Here is an 18,050-nt window from a genome sequence, read left to right on the forward strand (position 1 = left end):
CTAAACTCCATCGATTATTTATTCAGGGACAGTCATGCGAGTCGTATCTCGGATGCGTGCGGCGGCGTCCGGCGTATCGAAGCCCGGCGTGTCAGCGCCCCGCGCGATTGTAGCGGCTTTGGCCATTCTCGCAGGTTGTGCGCTCGGCGGTTGCGGGCAACGCGGTTCGCTCTACTTGCCAACCGTGCCGCCGCTGCCGGCCAAACCGATCGACCGCACGCAACCGCCGTCGCCGGATGAAGTGAAATCCGGCACGGACACCGGCGCCGAGGTGGGTACGGTTCCCGACACCTCGGGCACGCCACTTTCGCTGGCGCCGGAAACCGAACTCGCCGCGCCGCCTGCGTCTGCCGCATCAGCTGCTACCGCGGTCCCGCTGCCTGCTTCCGCCGTCACTCCCGCTCAATAAGACTTTCGCATGACTCGATCCGCATTTGACTACGTCGACGGCGTACTGCACGCCGAAGGCGTGTCCGCCGTCTCCCTCGCCGAGCAGTTCGGCACGCCGCTGTACGTCTATTCGCGCGCCGCGCTGACCGAAGCATGGAACGCATACGCCGGTGCGTGCACCGGCCGTCGCGCGACCGTGCACGTTGCCGTCAAGGCGAATAGCAATCTCGCGGTGCTGAATGTGTTCGCGCGCCTCGGCGCCGGCTTCGATATCGTCTCGGGCGGCGAACTGGCGCGCGTGCTGGCGGCTGGCGGCAAAGCGGAAAACACCGTATTTTCCGGCGTCGGCAAGCACGCGGACGAAATGCGCGACGCGCTGGCGGCCGGCGTCAAATGCTTTAACGTCGAATCGATTCCGGAGCTCGACCGCCTGAATGTGGTCGCCGCGGAAATGGGCAAGAAGGCACCGGTGTCGCTGAGGGTGAATCCTGACGTCGACGCGAAGACGCATCCGTATATTTCCACCGGCCTGAAGTCGAACAAGTTCGGTGTGGCATTCGAGGACGCACGCGCCACGTATCGCGCCGCCGCGGCCATGACGCATCTCGACGTGGTCGGTATCGATTGCCATATCGGCTCGCAGATTACCGAAGTCGCGCCCTATCTGGATGCGGTCGACAAGGTTCTGGAACTGGTCGAGCAGATCGAACAGGACGGCGTGAAGATTCGCCATATCGACGTAGGCGGTGGTCTGGGCATCACGTACGACAACGAAACGCCGCCGGAAATCGGCGACTTCGTGCGCACCGTGCTCGATCGTATCGAAGCGCGCGGTCACGGCCATCGCGAAGTGTATTTCGAGCCGGGACGTTCGCTGGTTGGCAATGCTGGCGTGCTGCTGACGCGCGTCGAGTTTCTGAAGCCCGGCGCGGAAAAGAACTTCGCGATTGTCGACGCGGCGATGACCGATCTCGCGCGCCCCGCCATGTACGAGGCGTATCACGCGATCGACGCAGTAGTGCAACGCGCGGTGCCCGCGCACGTGTACGACGTGGTCGGCCCGGTGTGCGAAAGTGGCGACTGGCTAGGTCGCGAGCGTCTGCTCGCGGTCGAACCCGGCGATCTGCTGGCAATTCGCTCAGCCGGCGCGTATGGCTTCGTGATGAGTTCGAACTACAACACGCGCCCGCGTGCGGCCGAAATCATGGTGGATGGTACACAAGCGTATGTGGTTCGCGCTCGCGAAGAGGTCAAGCAGCTGTTTGCGGGCGAAACGATCCTGCCGGCGTAAACGTCAAAACCGTACGCATCATAAAAAAGGGCGATACCGTCAAGGCATCGCCCTTTTTTACTTATGGCGATCAACGCGCGTTTAACCTCCGCTCACGCAGCCAGACGAGCAATCGCCAGCCCAGCAAAGCGAGCATGATTGCGCCGTAGATTTTCGGCAGCACGAGGTCGTGCTTACCCGCCTTCATCCACCAGAAATGCAGGATCGCGAGCGCGCCAATCGCATAGATCGCGCGATGCAGCGTCTGCCAGCGGCGCCCAAGCTTGCGCACCATCGCGCGTGGCGACGTGACCGCCAGCGCGATTAGCAACACAAACGCAGCAAAGCCGACGGTGATAAACGGCCGCTTGCCGATGTCCTTGATAATTGCAGCGACGTCGAACCACTTGTCGAACCAGAGGTAGGTTGTGAAGTGCAGCGTCGCGTAAAAGAACGCATAAAGACCGAGCATGCGGCGAAAGCGCACGAGCGCGGTCACGCCAGTCAGCCGACGCAACGGCGTCACGGCCAACGTGATGCACAGAAAGACGAGCGTCCAGAGACCCGTTGAGCGTGTGATGAACTCAATTGGATTGGCGCCGAGCCGGTCGGTCATACCGAACAACACAATGCGCGCGAGCGGATACCATGCCGCGATAAACACCGCGATCTTCGCCGGCACGATCCAGCGCGCGCCGCTGGCGGGCCGCCTTGCCGTTGCAGGTGGTTGCGCGCGCGGCGCCCGTTGCGCTTTCGGCGCGGTCGCGGAGGTGGGTTGTGTATCGGAAGCCATAGTCGCCGCTGATCAAAAGTTCTTCTTCAGGTCCATGCCCTGATAGAGCGATGCGACCTGATCGCCATAGCCGTTAAACATCAGCGTCTTGCGCTTTGGCGTGAAAAAACCGTCCTCGCCGATGCGCCGTTCGGTCGCCTGGCTCCAGCGCGGATGATCGACGTTCGGGTTCACATTCGAATAAAAACCGTATTCGTTCGACGCATACGTGTTCCAGCTGGTCGACGGCTGCTTGTCGAGGAAGCGGATCTTCACCAGCGACTTCGCGCTCTTGAAGCCGTACTTCCACGGCACCACGATCCGGATCGGCGCACCGTTCTGATTCGGTAGCACCTGCCCGTAGAGGCCCATCGTGAGCAGCGTCAGCGGATTCATCGCTTCGTCCATGCGCAGCCCTTCCGAATAGGGCCAATCGAGGACAGGCGTCGACAGTCCCGGCATTTGCGACGGATCGGCCAACGTGATGAATTGCACGTATTTGGCATTGCCGGTCGGCTGCACGCGCTTGATCAGTTCCGCAAGCGGCACGCCGATCCATGGAATGACCATCGACCACCCTTCGACACAACGCAACCGGTACACGCGCTCCTCGAGCGGCGCGAGTTTCAGCAGTTCGTCGATGTCGTACACCTTCGGATTCTTGATCTCGCCTTCCACACTCACCTTCCACGGGTGCGGGCGCAACGTTCCGGCGTTGTGCGCCGGATCCGATTTATCCGTGCCGAACTCGTAGTAATTGTTGTACGTGGTGATGTCTTTGAACGGCGTGATCTTGTCCAGCGCGACAAACTTCGTGTTGGTCTTCGCCACCAGTTTCTGCGCTTTCGGATCGGGCGACGTGTACGCCGCCATGGCTTTGCCGTTCACGCCGATCAGGCTTCCTAGCCCCAACGCGCCCGCCGCCTGCAGCACGCGCCGCCGGTTCTCGAAGATACGCTGCGGCGTGATTTCGCTGCGCGCGATGTCATCGCCGACGAGTTGAATTCGGTCGCTTCGCTTGATCCACATCGTGCTGCTCCTTGCCGGCCCATCGGTCGCTACATCTTACGGGGCCATATTGATGATCGGCTTGTCCAGCCATTCGCCCTGCCATCCATAGGTACTCGTTTAACGAACACGTTGGATGCAGCGAATATTCCGCCAGCCATAAAAAAACCGCCGGTGCGAAGCACGCGGCGGTTTTTGGTCGGCTCAGCGAGGCAGATATTACAGCTTGCCGTAACTATGCAGGCCCGACAGGAACATGTTGACGCCGAGGAATGCGAAGGTCGTGACCAGCAGGCCGGTCAACGCCCACCACGCCGCCACCGCGCCGCGCAGCCCCTTCATCAGGCGCATATGCAGCCACGCCGCGTAATTCAGCCACACGATCAGCGCCCACGTTTCCTTCGGATCCCAGCTCCAGTAGCCGCCCCACGCTTCAGCGGCCCACAGCGCGCCGAGAATCGTCGCGATCGTGAAGAATGCAAAGCCGACGGCGATCGACTTGTACATTACGTCGTCGAGTACCTCGAGCGCCGGCAGGCGATCCGCCAGCACGCCACGCTCTTTCATCAGATAAGCGACACCGACCATGGCCGACAGTGCAAAGCTGCCGTAACCAATGAAGTTCGCCGGTACGTGGATCTTCATCCACCAGCTTTGCAGCGCCGGCACCAGCGGCTGGATCTGCTGTGCATCGCGGGCGACCGAGTACCACATCAGGAAGCCAACAGCCGCGCTGATCACCAGCAGCACGAACGCGCCGAGTGCGCGGGTGTTGTAGTGCTGCTCGTAGTACAGATAGAACAGCGCGGTGATCAGGCTGAACAGCACGAACACTTCGTACAGGTTCGAGATTGGAATATGGCCGACGTCAGCGCCGATCAGGTACGACTCGTACCAACGCACCATCAGACCGACGAAGCCCATCACCACTGCGGCCCACGTCATCTTCGAACCGATCGCCGCGCCGGTCGGCGAGCGTGACAGCAGGCCGATCCAGTAGAACACGGTGGCGAACACGAAGAGCGCGCTCATCCACAGAATCGCGGACTGGCTCGACAGGAAATATTTGAGGAAGAACGCGTTATCGGCGCGTGTCAGATCGCCCTGGTAGATCTGGATTGCCAGCAACGACAACGCCGCGATACCCACCATCAGCGGACGCACCGGCTTCCAGCGCCAGCCGAGCACGACGAACACCGGCACTGCGCAGCACAGCACCAGTTTGTCGTAGTAATTCATGAACGGGTGATAGCGCGACAGCGCGAAGCCCGCGCCCGCAACCATCGCAACGGCGAACAGCCAGTCGACGATACCGAGCCGTTTCAGGAACGGCCGTTCGTCATACTGCTCAACGTTGAGCGCCTCGCTCGCGAATGCTTTCTGCGGACGCGAGGGCGAAGAGGAGGATGAAGAAACCTGAGTCAAGTCCATGATCTTACCGGGTCGAATCTTGTGAGCTTGCGGACGGCGCGCCGGCTTTACCGGATTTGTCTGTGCCGCCAGCGGCGTCGGATGCTTCTGTGAGTTTGGCGCCCAGCGCGGCGCCCACGGCGTCACGCGTTTGAACGAACTCTTTTTCGAAATCAAGCGTCTTGCGTGCGCTCGACATCGCCATCACGACATTCGTGCCGTGATCGGTATCTTTGAGCCAGAACCAGAGGCGCCGTTCGCGGACGTAGAACATCGAAAAGATGCCCAACACGAGGAGCAGGCTGCCAAGATACACGACTTTTTTGCCCGGCGCGCGCGTCAACTGAAATACTGAAGCTTGCACCTGCTTGAATGAGTCAAGCTGCAAGTAGACCGGCGAACCATACAAAAAGCTGTCGGAAATGGCGTTGATCGAGCTTTGGACAAAGCGGCTGGCGTCCGCATTGGCCTGCGCGTCGGGCTCGCCGAGCTGCTCGCGCGACAGTTGCCACAAATCCCATGTCGAACCTTCCAGCATACGCAGCAGCAGGCCCGCCGCCTTTTCCTGCTCGCCCTTGGGCACGGAGTGATCGATAAAGCCGGCGATCGCCTGGAAGCCGCCGACAGTCTGGCCGTTCGGCATCTTGATGCTGGGGTCCGCGCCGGCAAAAAGGGTCAGCACGCGCAACGCGCTTTCTTCCAGATGCTGCTGCAATTCGGTATTCGAGCCCGGCACCGAGCGCAATGCGAAACGGTGCGCGGCTGCGGCGCGCATGGCCGGATTCTCCAGCGTGGCGCGCAGATTCATCCATTCCTTGACCGTTCCGCCCGTGTCCGCGGGGATGCGCAGGTAGCGGAACGGGTCGTCCGGATTCAGGCGCATGCCGGCGAGGAACATTCGTTCACCGCTCACATCGACGGGCAGCATGTAGTTGTTGTATTCGCGCGCCTGGCCGTCCTTGTCGCGCACCTTGTATTGCACCGACGGGCCGACGTTGTGCAGATCAAGCGGTTTCGAGGTCTTCGCGCCCGAACCGAGGCGTTCGTCGAACGCTTCTTTCAGCGTGCGATGCGCGGCGACGCCGCGCGCATCATTCGCGCCGCTGCCGTTGGAGACGTTTTCGACGTTGATTGCACGGAAATCGGTAAATTCGACGGTCTGGCCGTCCGCCAGCGGCGTAGCCGTGCTCAAAGGCGCGTCGCCGCCGATCGTGCCGCCGAACGGCGCGGTTTTCGCGCTGTTGCCGGTCATCGGGTAGGCGGTCATCTGCATCTGCGAGCCGCCGTCCTGGAAGCTCGACTGATAAATCGAGACGCCGTCGTATTCAAACGGCTTGTTCACCTCGACCCGGGCCGGCACGCGCGCGCCGGTCTTATGGTCGACCACGACGATGTCGCTCGCGAACAGTTTCGGCATGCCCGTCGAGTAGTAGTCGACGATGAACTTGTTCAGCTCGATCGAAAACGGCAGGTCCTGGATCAGCGAGCCGTCCGGCTGGTTCAGGATCGCCGTGGACACGTGCTGCCCTTCCGGCACCCATGCATAGCCGCGGAACGTCGGGTTCGACTGCGACAGACGATGCTCCGGCGGAATGTCATTGATTACCGTGTTGGCGCGGATCGGCGACTTGTCGAACAGCCACATTTGCAGCTTGATCGGCAGATTGCTGTCGAGCAGACCGCCCAGGCAGATCACGACGATCGCAAGGTGGGCCGAGATGTAGCCGAATTTGGTGAGCGCGCCGCGCTTGGCCGCAATCAGTGTTGCGCCCTCGGACTCACGCGTGACGAACCTGTAGCCGAGCTTCGCCGAGAGTTTGGCGAGCACCGCCGAGGTCTGCGCGCGCGTGCCGTGCACCGCGAACTCGCCCTTGTGATGGAACGCCCGCAAGCTGCCTTCGCGGACCTTGTCCTTCCAGCTTTTTGCGTCGGCGACCATTTTTGGCGCGTTGCGGATCACGCATAGCGACACCGACACCATCAGGAAGCCGAGAATCAGCATGAACCACCACGAGCTGTACACCGTGTACAGGCTCAGCGAGCGGAAGATGTCCGCCCAGAACGGGCCAAACTGATTGACGTAGTTGGGATACGGATCGTCCTGCGTGAGGACGGTGCCGATAATGCTGGCGATCGACAGGATCACGAGCAAGGCGATGGCGAAGCGCATCGAACTCATTACTTCGACGATGCTGCGCGTGATGCGGTTGCCCGACTTCGACTGCAAACCCGACGTGGTGACGCTCATTCATACTCCGACTGAACAGCAAAAAAGGGTGAAGGGCTGTCGTAGACACGACGCCCTCACCCTTTTCTTGTTTTTTACCGGCCTCACCGGGCCGGTTGCACTTGCGTGCGGACTCGTGAGAAAACGCCGGGCCGCCCCAAGTTTTCTCGCCCCCTCGGGGGGCCTGTCGCGAAGCGACAGGTAGGGGGCCCTCTATCTTAATGCAAGCCCGCGATGTAATCGGCTACAGCCTTGATTTCGCTGTCCGACATACGCGCTGCAATTGCGTGCATCGCGTCGTTGTTGTTACGTGCGCGCGGACCTTGCGTGAACGCAGTCAGCTCCGTCACCGTGTAATCCGCCCACTGCCCCGACAGACGCGGATACTGCGACGGAATCCCTTGCCCGGTCGGGCCGTGGCAGCTTGCGCACGCCGGCACGCCCTTGTCCGCAATCCCGCCGCGATAAATCTTCTGACCGAGTGGAACGGTGTCTTTGTTGTGCGCGTAGCCCGGCTTCGGCGTCTGTGCAGCGAAGTACGCAGCGACGTTGACCATATCCTGATCGGACAGCGCCGCGGCCATACCCGCCATGATCGCATTGTTGCGCGCGGGCTGCCTGGCGCCCGGCTGCGTCTTGAAGTCCTTGAGTTGCTTGACCAGATACTCAGGATGCTGCCCCGCCAGCTTCGGATACGCGCCACCAGCACTGTTGCCATCTGCGCCGTGGCATGACGCGCAAACCTGCACCGCGATTGCCTGCCCCCGATTGACGTCCGGTTTTGCCGGATCTGCTGCTCGTGCCTGAATTGCCAAACCTGAAAGACCTGCCGCTACTTGAAGCACCATCAGAGTCTTGCACAGTCGATTCATTCGCACACCCTGTTTCGTCTTGTGGGATTTTAGAGGTTCTGCAAAATACGACGGCAACCGAGTGACCGTAGAGAGCCGCCAAGGCACGCGGGCTGGCCCCCTCAGGTTTTCAGTAAACCATCGTATTGTACAATAACTCGCTAATCGCTAAGACGCCAGTCGGGCTTGACCCGTCCCCACTCCGGGTTCCCCGGCGTCTCGAATCCTGGCCTGATCATGTCCTTCCTGCTCCACCAATCCCGCTTTTTCACGACCGTCAATCACTTGCATGATCTGCCGGCCACCGCGCAACCCGAAATCTGCTTTGCGGGACGCTCGAATGCGGGCAAGTCTACGGCCATCAATATTCTGTGCAATCAGAAGCGGCTGGCGTTCGCCAGTAAGACGCCGGGACGCACGCAGCATATCAATTACTTCTCGGTGGGTAAGGCGGACGAGCCGACAGCACATCTGGTCGACCTGCCGGGCTACGGCTATGCGGAGGTGCCGGGCGCGGCCAAGGCTCACTGGGAAGCGCTGCTCTCCACCTACCTGCAGTCACGTTCGCAACTGCGCGGCATGATCCTCATGATGGACTCGCGCCGCCCATTGACGGACCTGGATCGGCGGATGATCGAATGGTTCGCGCCGACCGGCAAGCCGATCCACACGCTCCTCACCAAATGCGACAAATTGACGCGCCAGGAAAGCGTGAACGCGTTACGTGCGACGCAGAAAGGGCTGACTGAATATCGGACCGCCGGCTACCGCGGCGAACTGACCGCGCAACTGTTCTCGGCGCTCAAACGCGTGGGGATCGATGAGGCGCACGAACTGATCGAAAGCTGGCTGATCCCCGGCGCGAAGGGCGACGCCGACGCTGCGCGGTAGTCGCGGCGCCTGCCGCCGGCCGAGGCGAAAGCACGATTGCGGCCGCCCATAAAAAAACCCGCCGCTTAAACGGCGGGTCAAACAGCCTAATCGAAAAAACGACAGGCACCCGCTCAGGGAGGAGAAGCGGGGAGGTCAGCGCAAGGCGCCTTGCTCGATCGGTATGATATACCATTGTCTCGAAAAGTTTCCGGGAGCGGAGGCAGGCGTTACTTGTCCACTCCACACATCCACGTTTCTTCGATTCATTTATGAGCTTCTACCCGCACTACCGTCCGCGCCGCATGCGCCGTGACGACTTCTCGCGCCGTCTGATGCGGGAAAACATCCTCACCACCAACGATCTGATCTATCCCGTGTTCATCGTCGAAGGCACCAGCGTGCGGCAAGCCGTACCGTCGATGCCCGGCGTCGAGCGTGTGTCGGTCGATCTGCTGATGGGTGTGGCCGAGCAATGCATGGAACTGGGCGTGCCGGTGCTGTCGCTGTTTCCGGCCATCGAGCCGTCGCTAAAAACGCCGGACGGCCGCGAAGCAACCAACGCTGCTGGATTGGTCCCGCGTGCGGTCCGCGAACTGAAAAAGAATTTCCCCGAATTGGGCGTGTTGACCGATGTCGCGCTCGACCCGTATACGAGTCACGGCCAGGATGGCGTGCTCGACGAAGCCGGCTACGTGATCAACGACGAAACGGTCGAAATTCTGATCGAACAGGCGCGTACGCAGGCTGAGGTCGGCGTCGATATTGTTGCACCCTCGGACATGATGGACGGCCGCATCGGTGCGATCCGCGAGATGCTCGAGAGCGAGGGACATATCCATACGCGCATCATGGCTTATGCGGCCAAGTACGCGTCGGCGTTCTATGGCCCGTTCCGCGACGCCGTCGGTTCCGCGACGAATCTCGGCAAGGGCAACAAGATGACCTATCAGATGGATCCGGCCAATTCGGACGAAGCCCTGCGCGAAGTGCAAGCGGACATCAACGAAGGCGCGGACATGGTGATGGTCAAGCCCGGCATGCCGTATCTCGACATCGTGCGCCGCGTGAAGGACGAGTTCCAGTTCCCGACTTACGTGTACCAGGTCAGCGGCGAATACGCCATGCTGAAGGCAGCCGCGCAGAACGGCTGGCTGGACCACGACAAGGCGATGATGGAATCGCTGCTGGCATTCAAGCGGGCCGGCGCGGACGGCGTGCTGACGTATTTCGCGCTGGACGCCGCGCGGATTTTGCGAGCGCAGAAGTAATTTGACGGCTTGCCTTGCGAGGCGACGCCAGGCTGGAAACGGAAAGAGAAACGGAGGCGGGCCTGCTGGTCGCGCCTCCGTTTTTTTTGCCCGCCTCGGACTGCGAACTGGCTCCCGCTTACGCCCCAGGCGCGTTCGCGCGATCGAGGCTGCGCAAGAACTTATCCGCGGACTCGTAACCGACGACGCGCAGCACTTCGTTGCCGCCACGGTCGAAGAAGATGATGCCGGGCGGTCCGAACAGGCTGAAACGCTTGAGCAGCGTCTGATCGTCGGGATTATTCGCGGTCACGTCCGCGCGCAGCAGGTTCATCTGCTTCAGTTTCGCCTGGACACGTGGATCGCTGAAGGTGAACTTCTCCATCTCCTTGCAGCTGACGCACCAGTCCGCGTAGAAATCGAGCATGGCCGGTTGTGCAGCCGTTTTGACGGCCTGGTCAAGTTCATTCGATGAGCGAACGGGTGCGAACGTGAGAGCGCTCTCCGGCGACGTATTCGGCGCGCGCGAAGCATTCGCCACCGCCGCTTCGCCGCCACGCGCCGCGAGCACAGCAAGCGGGCGAAGCGGATCGGTCGACCCGGCGGCCAGTCCGACTAACAGCACCGCGGCCCACATGGCCAGCGCCACGCCAATGCCGCGACCGAGCCCACGCCAGATGGAAGCGCCTGCGGCAGGGGCCGAAAACAGCCCGAGAGCGGCAGCGGCGACCAGCAGCCACAGTGCGCTCAGCAGCATCACGGCGCTCGCGCCGAGCACCGGCCAGACAATCCACAGAGCCGCCGCAAGCAGCACCACGCCGAAAAAGACCTTGACGCTGTCCATCCAGCCACCCGCGCGCGGCAGGAAGGTGCCAGCGCCAAGGCCGATGATCAGAAGCGGCACGCCGAGGCCCAGCCCCATCGAAAACAGCGCGGCGCCCCCGAGCAGCGCATCGCCCGTGTGTGCAATGAACGCCAGAACGGCAAAAAGCGGCGCCGTCATGCAGGCGCCGACAACCAGCGCGGACAGCGCGCCCATCACCGCCACCGCCGCAAACTTACCGCCCGAGCGCCCGGTCGACGCACGCGAAACACCGTCCTGCCAGCGCTGCGGCAGCGCAATGTCAAAGCCTGCGATCAGGGTCAGGGCAAAGATGGTCAGCAGGACGCCGAACGCGCCTAACACCCACGGGTTCTGCAGCCACGCGCCGAGGCTCTGCCCGACCAACGCGGCGGCGATCCCGAGCGCTGTGTAAACCAGCGCCATACCAATTACATAGGCAAACGACAACGCAAACCCTCGAGCACGCGTCACGCGCGCGCCTTCGCCAATGATGATCGCCGACAGGATCGGAATCATCGGATACGAACACGGCAGCAGGCTGAGCACGATGCCCGCCACGAAATAGAGCCCGATAATCGCGAAGAAGCCGCCACCCTGGAGCAACGATTGCGCATAGTCAGCGCTGGTGGCTCGCTCATACCACGGCGTGTCCGCGGCGATGGACGACTGCCTCGAAGCGGTATTCGCTGCGCTCCCCGCCGGCTGCAACGCCGCGCCACTCACGCGGTACACGCGCTCCATTGGCGGATAGCAGATGCCTGCATCCGCACAGCCCTGTGAAGTCACCGCCAGGTCGAAAGGACCTGCAGCCTGCTTGACCGGGATGCGGATCGTCAATTCGTTGCGATAAGTCTCGACGTTCTTGTTGAACGTTTGATCGAATTTGATGTGTCCCGCCGGCAATTGCGGCTCACCGACCGTCGTCGTGCCATTGCGGGTCGCGAACGCAAAGCGCTCGCGATACATGTAGTAACCGTCCGCTATCTTGTAGGTGACGTCGACTTCGCCGGGCTTCTCGGTCGCACTGAATTTGAAGGCCGCGGCGGGATCGAGGAAGTCATCCGCGGCGCGCGCAAGCGTACTGAACTGGAAGAGGATCAGACAGCCCAGCAGGAAGAAAACTGCGCGCAACGTATGGTGGGCGCGCCGGTTGAGACCGTTAAACATGTAGAGGACGTTGTGTTTCAGCAGTGATCCATTGGCCGTAAGCGGCGGACGCCGTCGCCTGCCATGAGAGGATTTCTGGCGTGTCGTAGGGATGGTGCGCCTGAATGTACTGTTCGAGCTCCAGCGCACGCGCGGCACTCGTTTTAAACAGCAGCTGGATTTCCTGCGCCGATTCGATTGCGCCCTGCCAGTGGTAGCTGGACTGCACGGCGCCTAGCTGTGTGACGCACGCGCATAGCCGCGCAGCGAGCGCGTCGGCTGCGAGCTTTTGAGCAACGGCAGCGTCGGGCGCCGTCGTCAGAATCAAAATCACATTCACGCTCACAGAAGGCTCCAGCGAGGCATATTTCGGGTGCCGTTATCCTACCACCAGGCCCCGAGGTGCCGCAGGCGCGGCCACGGCCAGACTGCGGCATTTGGCCGCGATGAATTGCCGCGGCGCATGCCGTTCGCGGCCACGGCCGCCAAAAACAAAAAAGCCAGGCTCAACGCCTGGCTTTTTCGCCGATGCCAAGAAGCTTACTCAGCTTCTTGCACTTCAACTTCTTCGACTTCCGGACGATCGAGCAATTCGACCAGTGCCATCGGTGCGTTGTCGCCGACGCGGAAACCGAATTTCAGGACGCGCAGGTAGCCGCCCGGACGGGTAGCGTAACGCGGGCCCAGCACTTCGAACAGCTTCGTGACCGAGTCACGATCGCGCAGGCGGTTGAACGCCAGACGACGATTTGCCAGCGACGGCTTCTTGCCGAGCGTGATCAGGGGCTCGACAACTTTACGGAGTTCTTTCGCCTTCGGCAGCGTGGTCTTGATGACTTCGTGCTCGATCAACGAGTTGGACATATTACGGAGCATTGCCAGACGGTGGCTGCTCGTGCGGTTCAGTTTCCGCAGACCATGACGGTGACGCATGTTAATTCCTTTGATTCAAAGTTTTGGTCCAGCTCTTCTATCGCGCTCAATCTACACAACAGTAGCGAGTGCACGGGCCGGTAGTGAAAAAAGACAAGACGCGGATTCTAAAGGAAAATCCGCGTCTTTGCCAGTTCAGCGGCGGGTTCTGTCCCGGGATTACTTGTCGAGACCAGCCGGCGGCCAGTTTTCGAGTTTCATGCCGAGCGTCAAACCACGCGACGCCAGTACTTCCTTGATTTCGTTCAACGACTTGCGACCCAGATTCGGGGTCTTGAGCAACTCGTTTTCCGTACGCTGGATCAGATCGCCGATGTAGTAAATGTTCTCGGCCTTCAGGCAGTTCGCGGAACGAACCGTCAGTTCGAGATCATCAACCGGACGCAGCAGGATCGGATCGATCTGCGGCGCACGCGACGGTGCTTCCGCCGTTGCTTCGGTGCCTTCCAGTGCAGCGAACACCGACAGTTGATCAACCAGAATACGCGCCGATTGACGGATCGCTTCTTCCGGCGAAATCACACCGTTGGTTTCGATGTTCATCACGAGCTTGTCGAGGTCGGTACGCTGTTCGACGCGCGCGCTTTCAACGGCGTAGCTCACGCGGCGAACCGGCGAGAACGACGCGTCCAGCACGATACGGCCGATGATCTTGGCCGACTCTTCGCCATAACGACGCACGTTACCCGGCACATAGCCGCGGCCTTTTTCGACCTTGATCTGCACGTCGAGCTTGCCGCCCTTCGACAGATGCGCAATCACGTGATCCGGGTTGATCACTTCGCAATCATGCGCGAGTTCGATGTCACCAGCGGTGACAACGCCTTCGCCTTCCTTGCGCAGTGTAACCGTCACTTCGTCACGGTTATGCAGCTTGAACACCACGCCCTTCAGGTTCAACAACAGGTTAACCACATCCTCTTGCACACCGTCGAGCGTCGAATATTCATGCACGACGCCTGCGATCGTCACTTCGGTCGGCGCGTAGCCCACCATTGACGACAGCAGCACACGCCGAAGCGCGTTACCCAAGGTGTGGCCGTAACCGCGTTCAAACGGTTCCATAACCACTTTCGCATGGCTCTCACCAAGCGATTCAACAGCGATGATCTTGGGCTTCAACAAACTGGTTTGCATAGGTTTTCCTTTTCAATACCCTCGGCTCGTTACACCGATAAGGCTGACCGGTAACAACCTGAAAATAAACAGCCGAGACGCCCCCTTGCGCAACGCAATCGGGGTGCCCCGGCCATTAATCCGATTACCGCGAATACAATTCGACGATCAGGCTTTCGTTGATATCGCCAGCGATGTCGCTGCGTTCCGGCTTCGACTTGAACGTGCCTTCGAACTTCTTCGAATCGACAGCGACCCAGCTCGGCAGACCGCCTTGCTCAGCCAGCGACAGTGCTTCGAGAATACGCGCCTGCTTCTTTTTCTGTTCGCGCACTGCGACGATGTCGCCCGCCTTAACTTGCATCGACGGGATGTTCGACACAACGCCGTTCACCGTGATCGCCTTGTGGCTCACGAGCTGACGCGCTTCAGCGCGCGTCGAACCGAAACCCATGCGATACACGACGTTGTCCAGACGCGATTCGAGCAGTTGCAGCAGGTTTTCACCCGTGTTGCCCTTCAGGCGGTCGGCTTCGGCGAAGTAACGGCGGAATTGACGCTCGAGGACACCATAGATGCGCTTCACTTTTTGCTTTTCGCGCAGCTGCGTGCCGTAGTCGGACGTACGTGCACCCGACGTGCGGCCATGCTGGCCGGGCTTGCTGTCAAGCTTGCACTTGTCAGCGAGCGAACGACGGGCGCTCTTCAGGAAGAGGTCAGTGCCTTCACGGCGGGACAGCTTGGCCTTAGGGCCGATATAACGTGCCACGTTGATTCCTTCTATGATTAATCACACGAATGCGTACATTCGCGCTAGTCCGAACCCTTTGGGTCGAACGGTGGGCTTAGTCAATTCAATAGCGCAAGCAGCCTGTCGTCGCCGAACTATCAATCCGGCGGCCAACAGGCGCTAGCGAAAACAGCGTCTTAGATACGACGACGCTTCGGCGGACGGCAGCCGTTGTGCGGGACCGGGGTCACGTCGGAGATCGCGGTGATCTTGATGCCAAGACCATGCAACGCGCGCACCGCCGATTCGCGGCCAGGACCGGGGCCCTTGATACGCACTTCGAGGTTCTTCACGCCGTATTCCATCGCCACTCGGCCAGCCGATTCGGCTGCCACCTGGGCTGCAAACGGGGTCGATTTACGCGAACCCTTGAAGCCCTGGCCACCCGACGTTGCCCAGGCAAGTGCATTGCCTTGACGATCGGTGATCGTGATGATGGTGTTGTTGAACGACGCGTGAACGTGAACCACGCCCTCGGCGACGTTCTTCTTGACCTTCTTGCGAACGCGTTGCGCCGCGGAGTTGTTCGAAGCCTTAGCCATTACGTTTTCCTGTAACTGTCAGTTCCGCTTACTTCTTCAGCGATTGCGCTGCACGACGCGGACCCTTGCGCGTACGGGCATTCGTACGCGTGCGTTGGCCACGCAGGGGCAAGCCCTTGCGATGACGCACGCCACGGTAGCAGCCGAGATCCATCAGGCGCTTGATGTTCATCGTCGTTTCACGGCGCAGATCGCCTTCAACGATGAACTTGCCGACTTCTTCACGCAGCTTTTCGAGGTCTGCGTCGTTCAGGTCTTTGACCTTCTTCGAAAATGCCACACCAGCAGCGACGCAGATGTCGCGCGAGCGCGTGCGGCCGACACCGTAAATAGCCGTCAGGCCGATTTCGGTATGCTGGTGATTCGGGATGTTAACCCCTGCGATACGAGCCATTGTTTTTCCTCAAACAAAAAGCGCAGCAAAAAGCGCGGCGTTCAGCCTTGACGCTGTTTGTGGCGCGGATCAGAGCTGCAAATCACGCGCACAACGCCTTTGCGCTTGATGATCTTGCAATTGCGGCAAATGCGCTTAACCGATGCCATCACTTTCATGATATTACCCTTTTTTCAAATCACTTCGCCCGGAACACGATCCGCGCACGCGACAGATCGTAAGGCGTCAATTCAACCGTTACCTTGTCGCCCGGCAAGATTCGGATGTAGTGCATCCGCATCTTGCCGGATATGTGTCCCAATACGACATGGCCGTTTTCCAGCTTCACCCTAAAGGTAGCGTTAGGCAGGTTTTCGATGACTTCACCCTGCATCTGGATAACATCGTCTTTGGCCATAAGTCCTTTCAACGCATCGGGACGCCGCCGCCTTTGAAATTAGCTTTCTTCAGCAGCGATTCATACTGTTGCGACATAACGTACGACTGCACCTGCGCCATGAAATCCATTGTGACGACGACAATGATCAGCAGCGACGTTCCACCAAAATAAAACGGCACGTTCCAGCGCAGTACCAAAAATTCAGGCAGCAAACAAACAAACACGATGTAGATCGCACCAGCCAGCGTCAGACGCGTCAGGATGCGGTCGATGTATCGCGCGGTTTGATCGCCCGGGCGGATGCCTGGGACGAAAGCGCCACTCTTCTTCAGGTTGTCGGCCGTTTCTCTGCTGTTGAACACCAGTGCGGTGTAGAAGAAGCAGAAGAAGACGATCGCCAACGCGTACAGCAACACGTACACGGGTTGACCGGGCTTAAGGGCTTCGGCCACGTTGTGCAACGTGTCTGCGAACCAGCTGGCACGCGACCCCGAACTAAACCAGTTCAGGATGGTTGCCGGGAAGAGAATGATCGACGATGCAAAGATCGGCGGAATCACACCCGACATATTCAACTTCAGCGGCAGATGTGAAGACTGTCCGCCGTAAATCTTGTTACCGACCTGCCGCTTGGCGTAGTTCACAAGAATCTTGCGTTGGCCGCGTTCAATGAACACAACCAGATACGTCACAGCGGCAATCAGCGCGACCACGATAATCGCCGAGATGATGCTCATCGAGCCGGTTCGCACCAGTTCGAAAAGACCACCGACTGCGTTCGGGAGGCCCGCCGCAATACCACCGAAAATGATGATCGAGATACCGTTGCCAAGCCCGCGTTCCGTGATCTGCTCACCCAGCCACATCAGGAACATCGTGCCGGTCACCAGCGTCACGACCGTCGTCAGCCGAAATACCATTCCCGGATCGATCACCAGGCCTGGCTGATTTTCCATTGCGACGGCAATGCCGAACGCCTGAAACGTCGCCAGCAGGACCGTAAAGATACGCGTGTACTGCGTAATCTTCCGTTGACCCGCCTGTCCTTCCTTTTTCAGCGCTTCCAGCTGCGGCGAGACAATCGCCAGCAACTGCATGATGATCGACGCCGAAATGTACGGCATGATCCCCAGCGCAAAAATCGTGAACCGCGAAAGTGCACCACCCGAGAACATGTTGAACATGCCAAGGATGCCGCCCGACTGGCTTTGAAACAACTTTGCCAGCTGGTCCGGGTCAATACCCGGCACCGGAATGTGCGCGCCGATACGGTAGACGATCAACGCCAGCAGCAGGAATACTGCACGCCGACGCAGATCGCCAAACTTCGCCGCGCTGCGACCGGGTTTTGCGAGACTCGGACTGTTAGCCAAGTACCTTCTCCGATGCAAATGCTAGTGACGGCAAATAACTTGCGCGTTACTCGGCAAAAGAGCCGCCGGCTGCTTCGATAGCAGCGCGCGCACCCTTCGTCGCACCCAGACCCTTCACAACGACCTTGCGCTTCAGCTCGCCCGTCGCGATGATCTTGGCGCTCTTGATCAGCTCGCCGAGCAGGCCGGCTTGCTTCAGAGCCAACAGATCGATTTCGTCGACCGGCAGCTTTTCCAGATCAGAGAGACGCACTTCACCGACAAATTCCTTCGTCAGCGAGGTGAAGCCACGCTTCGGCAGGCGACGTTGCAGCGGCATTTGACCGCCTTCGAAGCCGACCTTGTGAAAGCCGCCCGAACGCGACTTCTGACCCTTGTGACCGCGGCCAGCCGTCTTGCCCAGACCGGAGCCGATGCCACGGCCGACGCGACGCTTAGCGTGCTTCGAGCCTTCAGCCGGCTTCAGGTTATTCAATTCCATTATC

Annotated in this window: 20 protein-coding genes; 4 read left to right on the plus strand and 16 right to left on the minus strand. The window is 60.2% G+C overall.

Going from position 1 to position 18,050, the window contains the following annotated elements; genetic code table 11:
* Positions 1-34 precede the first annotated feature (34 nt).
* Complete coding sequence (gene lptM / locus PQR27_RS19010) at positions 35-409, plus strand: LPS translocon maturation chaperone LptM (protein WP_408525085.1); 375 nt, start codon at positions 35-37, stop codon at positions 407-409.
* 9 nt (positions 410-418) lie between these two features.
* Positions 419-1,681: a diaminopimelate decarboxylase gene (lysA, locus tag PQR27_RS19015; protein WP_408525086.1), complete on the plus strand. Its 1,263-nt coding sequence runs from the start codon at positions 419-421 to the stop codon at positions 1,679-1,681.
* Between the two features lie 70 nt (positions 1,682-1,751).
* Here the strand turns inward: lysA and msrQ are convergent, their stop codons facing one another.
* The 5 genes from msrQ to PQR27_RS19040 form a co-directional block, all read right to left on the minus strand.
* Positions 1,752-2,453 (minus strand): protein-methionine-sulfoxide reductase heme-binding subunit MsrQ, encoded by a 702-nt coding sequence (gene msrQ, locus PQR27_RS19020; RefSeq protein ID WP_408525087.1) that lies wholly within the window; start codon positions 2,451-2,453, stop codon positions 1,752-1,754.
* A gap of 12 nt (positions 2,454-2,465) precedes the next feature.
* Positions 2,466-3,461 (minus strand): protein-methionine-sulfoxide reductase catalytic subunit MsrP, encoded by a 996-nt coding sequence (gene msrP / locus PQR27_RS19025; protein WP_408525088.1) that lies wholly within the window; start codon positions 3,459-3,461, stop codon positions 2,466-2,468.
* A 198-nt stretch (positions 3,462-3,659) separates the two neighbouring features.
* Positions 3,660-4,871, minus strand: a complete 1,212-nt coding sequence (gene ccsB, locus PQR27_RS19030) for a c-type cytochrome biogenesis protein CcsB (RefSeq protein ID WP_408525089.1) — start codon at positions 4,869-4,871, stop codon at positions 3,660-3,662.
* Between the two features lie 4 nt (positions 4,872-4,875).
* Positions 4,876-7,098: a cytochrome c biogenesis protein ResB gene (resB, locus tag PQR27_RS19035; protein ID WP_408525090.1), complete on the minus strand. Its 2,223-nt coding sequence runs from the start codon at positions 7,096-7,098 to the stop codon at positions 4,876-4,878.
* 197 nt (positions 7,099-7,295) lie between these two features.
* Positions 7,296-7,949, minus strand: a complete 654-nt coding sequence (locus tag PQR27_RS19040) for a c-type cytochrome (RefSeq protein WP_408525091.1) — start codon at positions 7,947-7,949, stop codon at positions 7,296-7,298.
* Positions 7,950-8,165: 216 nt separating this feature from the next.
* Here PQR27_RS19040 and yihA point away from each other — a divergent pair, with 216 nt between their 5' ends.
* Both yihA and hemB read left to right on the plus strand, forming a co-directional pair.
* Entirely contained in the window at positions 8,166-8,819 is a 654-nt protein-coding gene (yihA, locus tag PQR27_RS19045; protein ID WP_408525092.1) for a ribosome biogenesis GTP-binding protein YihA/YsxC, read from the plus strand.
* Between the two features lie 251 nt (positions 8,820-9,070).
* Complete coding sequence (hemB, locus tag PQR27_RS19050; protein WP_408525093.1) at positions 9,071-10,069, plus strand: porphobilinogen synthase; 999 nt, start codon at positions 9,071-9,073, stop codon at positions 10,067-10,069.
* Between the two features lie 118 nt (positions 10,070-10,187).
* Here the strand turns inward: hemB and PQR27_RS19055 are convergent, their stop codons facing one another.
* The 11 genes from PQR27_RS19055 to rplO form a co-directional block, all read right to left on the minus strand.
* Positions 10,188-12,059, minus strand: a complete 1,872-nt coding sequence (locus tag PQR27_RS19055; RefSeq protein ID WP_408525094.1) for a protein-disulfide reductase DsbD — start codon at positions 12,057-12,059, stop codon at positions 10,188-10,190.
* Complete coding sequence (gene cutA / locus PQR27_RS19060; protein WP_408525095.1) at positions 12,052-12,384, minus strand: divalent-cation tolerance protein CutA; 333 nt, start codon at positions 12,382-12,384, stop codon at positions 12,052-12,054. The genes PQR27_RS19055 and cutA overlap by 8 nt, the downstream gene beginning before the upstream one ends.
* Before the next feature lie 194 nt (positions 12,385-12,578).
* The gene (gene rplQ, locus PQR27_RS19065) at positions 12,579-12,971 is read right to left on the minus strand and encodes a 50S ribosomal protein L17 (RefSeq protein WP_006052227.1); all 393 of its coding nucleotides are present in this window, start codon (positions 12,969-12,971) and stop codon (positions 12,579-12,581) included.
* A gap of 159 nt (positions 12,972-13,130) precedes the next feature.
* Positions 13,131-14,108, minus strand: coding sequence for a DNA-directed RNA polymerase subunit alpha (locus PQR27_RS19070; protein ID WP_028199575.1), 978 nt, complete (start codon positions 14,106-14,108; stop codon positions 13,131-13,133).
* Positions 14,109-14,232: 124 nt separating this feature from the next.
* On the minus strand, positions 14,233-14,856 hold the full coding sequence (rpsD, locus tag PQR27_RS19075; protein WP_105511086.1) for a 30S ribosomal protein S4: 624 nt from the start codon (positions 14,854-14,856) through the stop codon (positions 14,233-14,235).
* A 158-nt stretch (positions 14,857-15,014) separates the two neighbouring features.
* The gene (rpsK, locus tag PQR27_RS19080) at positions 15,015-15,419 is read right to left on the minus strand and encodes a 30S ribosomal protein S11 (protein ID WP_006052224.1); all 405 of its coding nucleotides are present in this window, start codon (positions 15,417-15,419) and stop codon (positions 15,015-15,017) included.
* Between the two features lie 28 nt (positions 15,420-15,447).
* The gene (rpsM, locus tag PQR27_RS19085) at positions 15,448-15,813 is read right to left on the minus strand and encodes a 30S ribosomal protein S13 (protein ID WP_012434566.1); all 366 of its coding nucleotides are present in this window, start codon (positions 15,811-15,813) and stop codon (positions 15,448-15,450) included.
* 41 nt (positions 15,814-15,854) lie between these two features.
* A complete protein-coding gene (rpmJ, locus tag PQR27_RS19090; RefSeq protein WP_004199844.1) occupies positions 15,855-15,971 on the minus strand; it encodes a 50S ribosomal protein L36 in 117 nt (38 codons plus the stop codon).
* Between the two features lie 20 nt (positions 15,972-15,991).
* On the minus strand, positions 15,992-16,210 hold the full coding sequence (gene infA, locus PQR27_RS19095) for a translation initiation factor IF-1 (protein WP_004521905.1): 219 nt from the start codon (positions 16,208-16,210) through the stop codon (positions 15,992-15,994).
* An 8-nt stretch (positions 16,211-16,218) separates the two neighbouring features.
* Positions 16,219-17,565, minus strand: coding sequence for a preprotein translocase subunit SecY (secY, locus tag PQR27_RS19100; RefSeq protein WP_408525096.1), 1,347 nt, complete (start codon positions 17,563-17,565; stop codon positions 16,219-16,221).
* 46 nt (positions 17,566-17,611) lie between these two features.
* The gene (gene rplO / locus PQR27_RS19105) at positions 17,612-18,046 is read right to left on the minus strand and encodes a 50S ribosomal protein L15 (RefSeq protein WP_074281990.1); all 435 of its coding nucleotides are present in this window, start codon (positions 18,044-18,046) and stop codon (positions 17,612-17,614) included.
* Positions 18,047-18,050: the final 4 nt, after the last annotated feature.

Origin of the sequence: Paraburkholderia fungorum (assembly GCF_046027215.1) — a bacterium.
Taxonomy (GTDB): Bacteria; Pseudomonadota; Gammaproteobacteria; order Burkholderiales; family Burkholderiaceae; genus Paraburkholderia; species Paraburkholderia fungorum_D.

Bases quoted from the DNA above. Each gene is read 5' to 3' on its own strand.
- yihA (WP_408525092.1), top strand. From the start codon at position 8,166: ATGTCCTTCCTGCTCCACCAATCCCGCTTTTTCACGACCGTCAATCAC.
- PQR27_RS19055 (WP_408525094.1), bottom strand. From the start codon at position 12,059: ATGTTTAACGGTCTCAACCGGCGCGCCCACCATACGTTGCGCGCAGTT.
- resB (WP_408525090.1), bottom strand. From the start codon at position 7,098: ATGAGCGTCACCACGTCGGGTTTGCAGTCGAAGTCGGGCAACCGCATC.
- PQR27_RS19040 (WP_408525091.1), bottom strand. From the start codon at position 7,949: ATGAATCGACTGTGCAAGACTCTGATGGTGCTTCAAGTAGCGGCAGGT.
- rpsM (WP_012434566.1), bottom strand. From the start codon at position 15,813: ATGGCTCGTATCGCAGGGGTTAACATCCCGAATCACCAGCATACCGAA.
- msrP (WP_408525088.1), bottom strand. From the start codon at position 3,461: ATGTGGATCAAGCGAAGCGACCGAATTCAACTCGTCGGCGATGACATC.
- lptM (WP_408525085.1), top strand. From the start codon at position 35: ATGCGAGTCGTATCTCGGATGCGTGCGGCGGCGTCCGGCGTATCGAAG.
- rplO (WP_074281990.1), bottom strand. From the start codon at position 18,046: ATGGAATTGAATAACCTGAAGCCGGCTGAAGGCTCGAAGCACGCTAAG.
- lysA (WP_408525086.1), top strand. From the start codon at position 419: ATGACTCGATCCGCATTTGACTACGTCGACGGCGTACTGCACGCCGAA.
- hemB (WP_408525093.1), top strand. From the start codon at position 9,071: ATGAGCTTCTACCCGCACTACCGTCCGCGCCGCATGCGCCGTGACGAC.
- msrQ (WP_408525087.1), bottom strand. From the start codon at position 2,453: ATGGCTTCCGATACACAACCCACCTCCGCGACCGCGCCGAAAGCGCAA.
- rpsK (WP_006052224.1), bottom strand. From the start codon at position 15,419: ATGGCTAAGGCTTCGAACAACTCCGCGGCGCAACGCGTTCGCAAGAAG.
- ccsB (WP_408525089.1), bottom strand. From the start codon at position 4,871: ATGGACTTGACTCAGGTTTCTTCATCCTCCTCTTCGCCCTCGCGTCCG.
- rplQ (WP_006052227.1), bottom strand. From the start codon at position 12,971: ATGCGTCACCGTCATGGTCTGCGGAAACTGAACCGCACGAGCAGCCAC.
- rpmJ (WP_004199844.1), bottom strand. From the start codon at position 15,971: ATGAAAGTGATGGCATCGGTTAAGCGCATTTGCCGCAATTGCAAGATC.
- infA (WP_004521905.1), bottom strand. From the start codon at position 16,210: ATGGCCAAAGACGATGTTATCCAGATGCAGGGTGAAGTCATCGAAAAC.
- PQR27_RS19070 (WP_028199575.1), bottom strand. From the start codon at position 14,108: ATGCAAACCAGTTTGTTGAAGCCCAAGATCATCGCTGTTGAATCGCTT.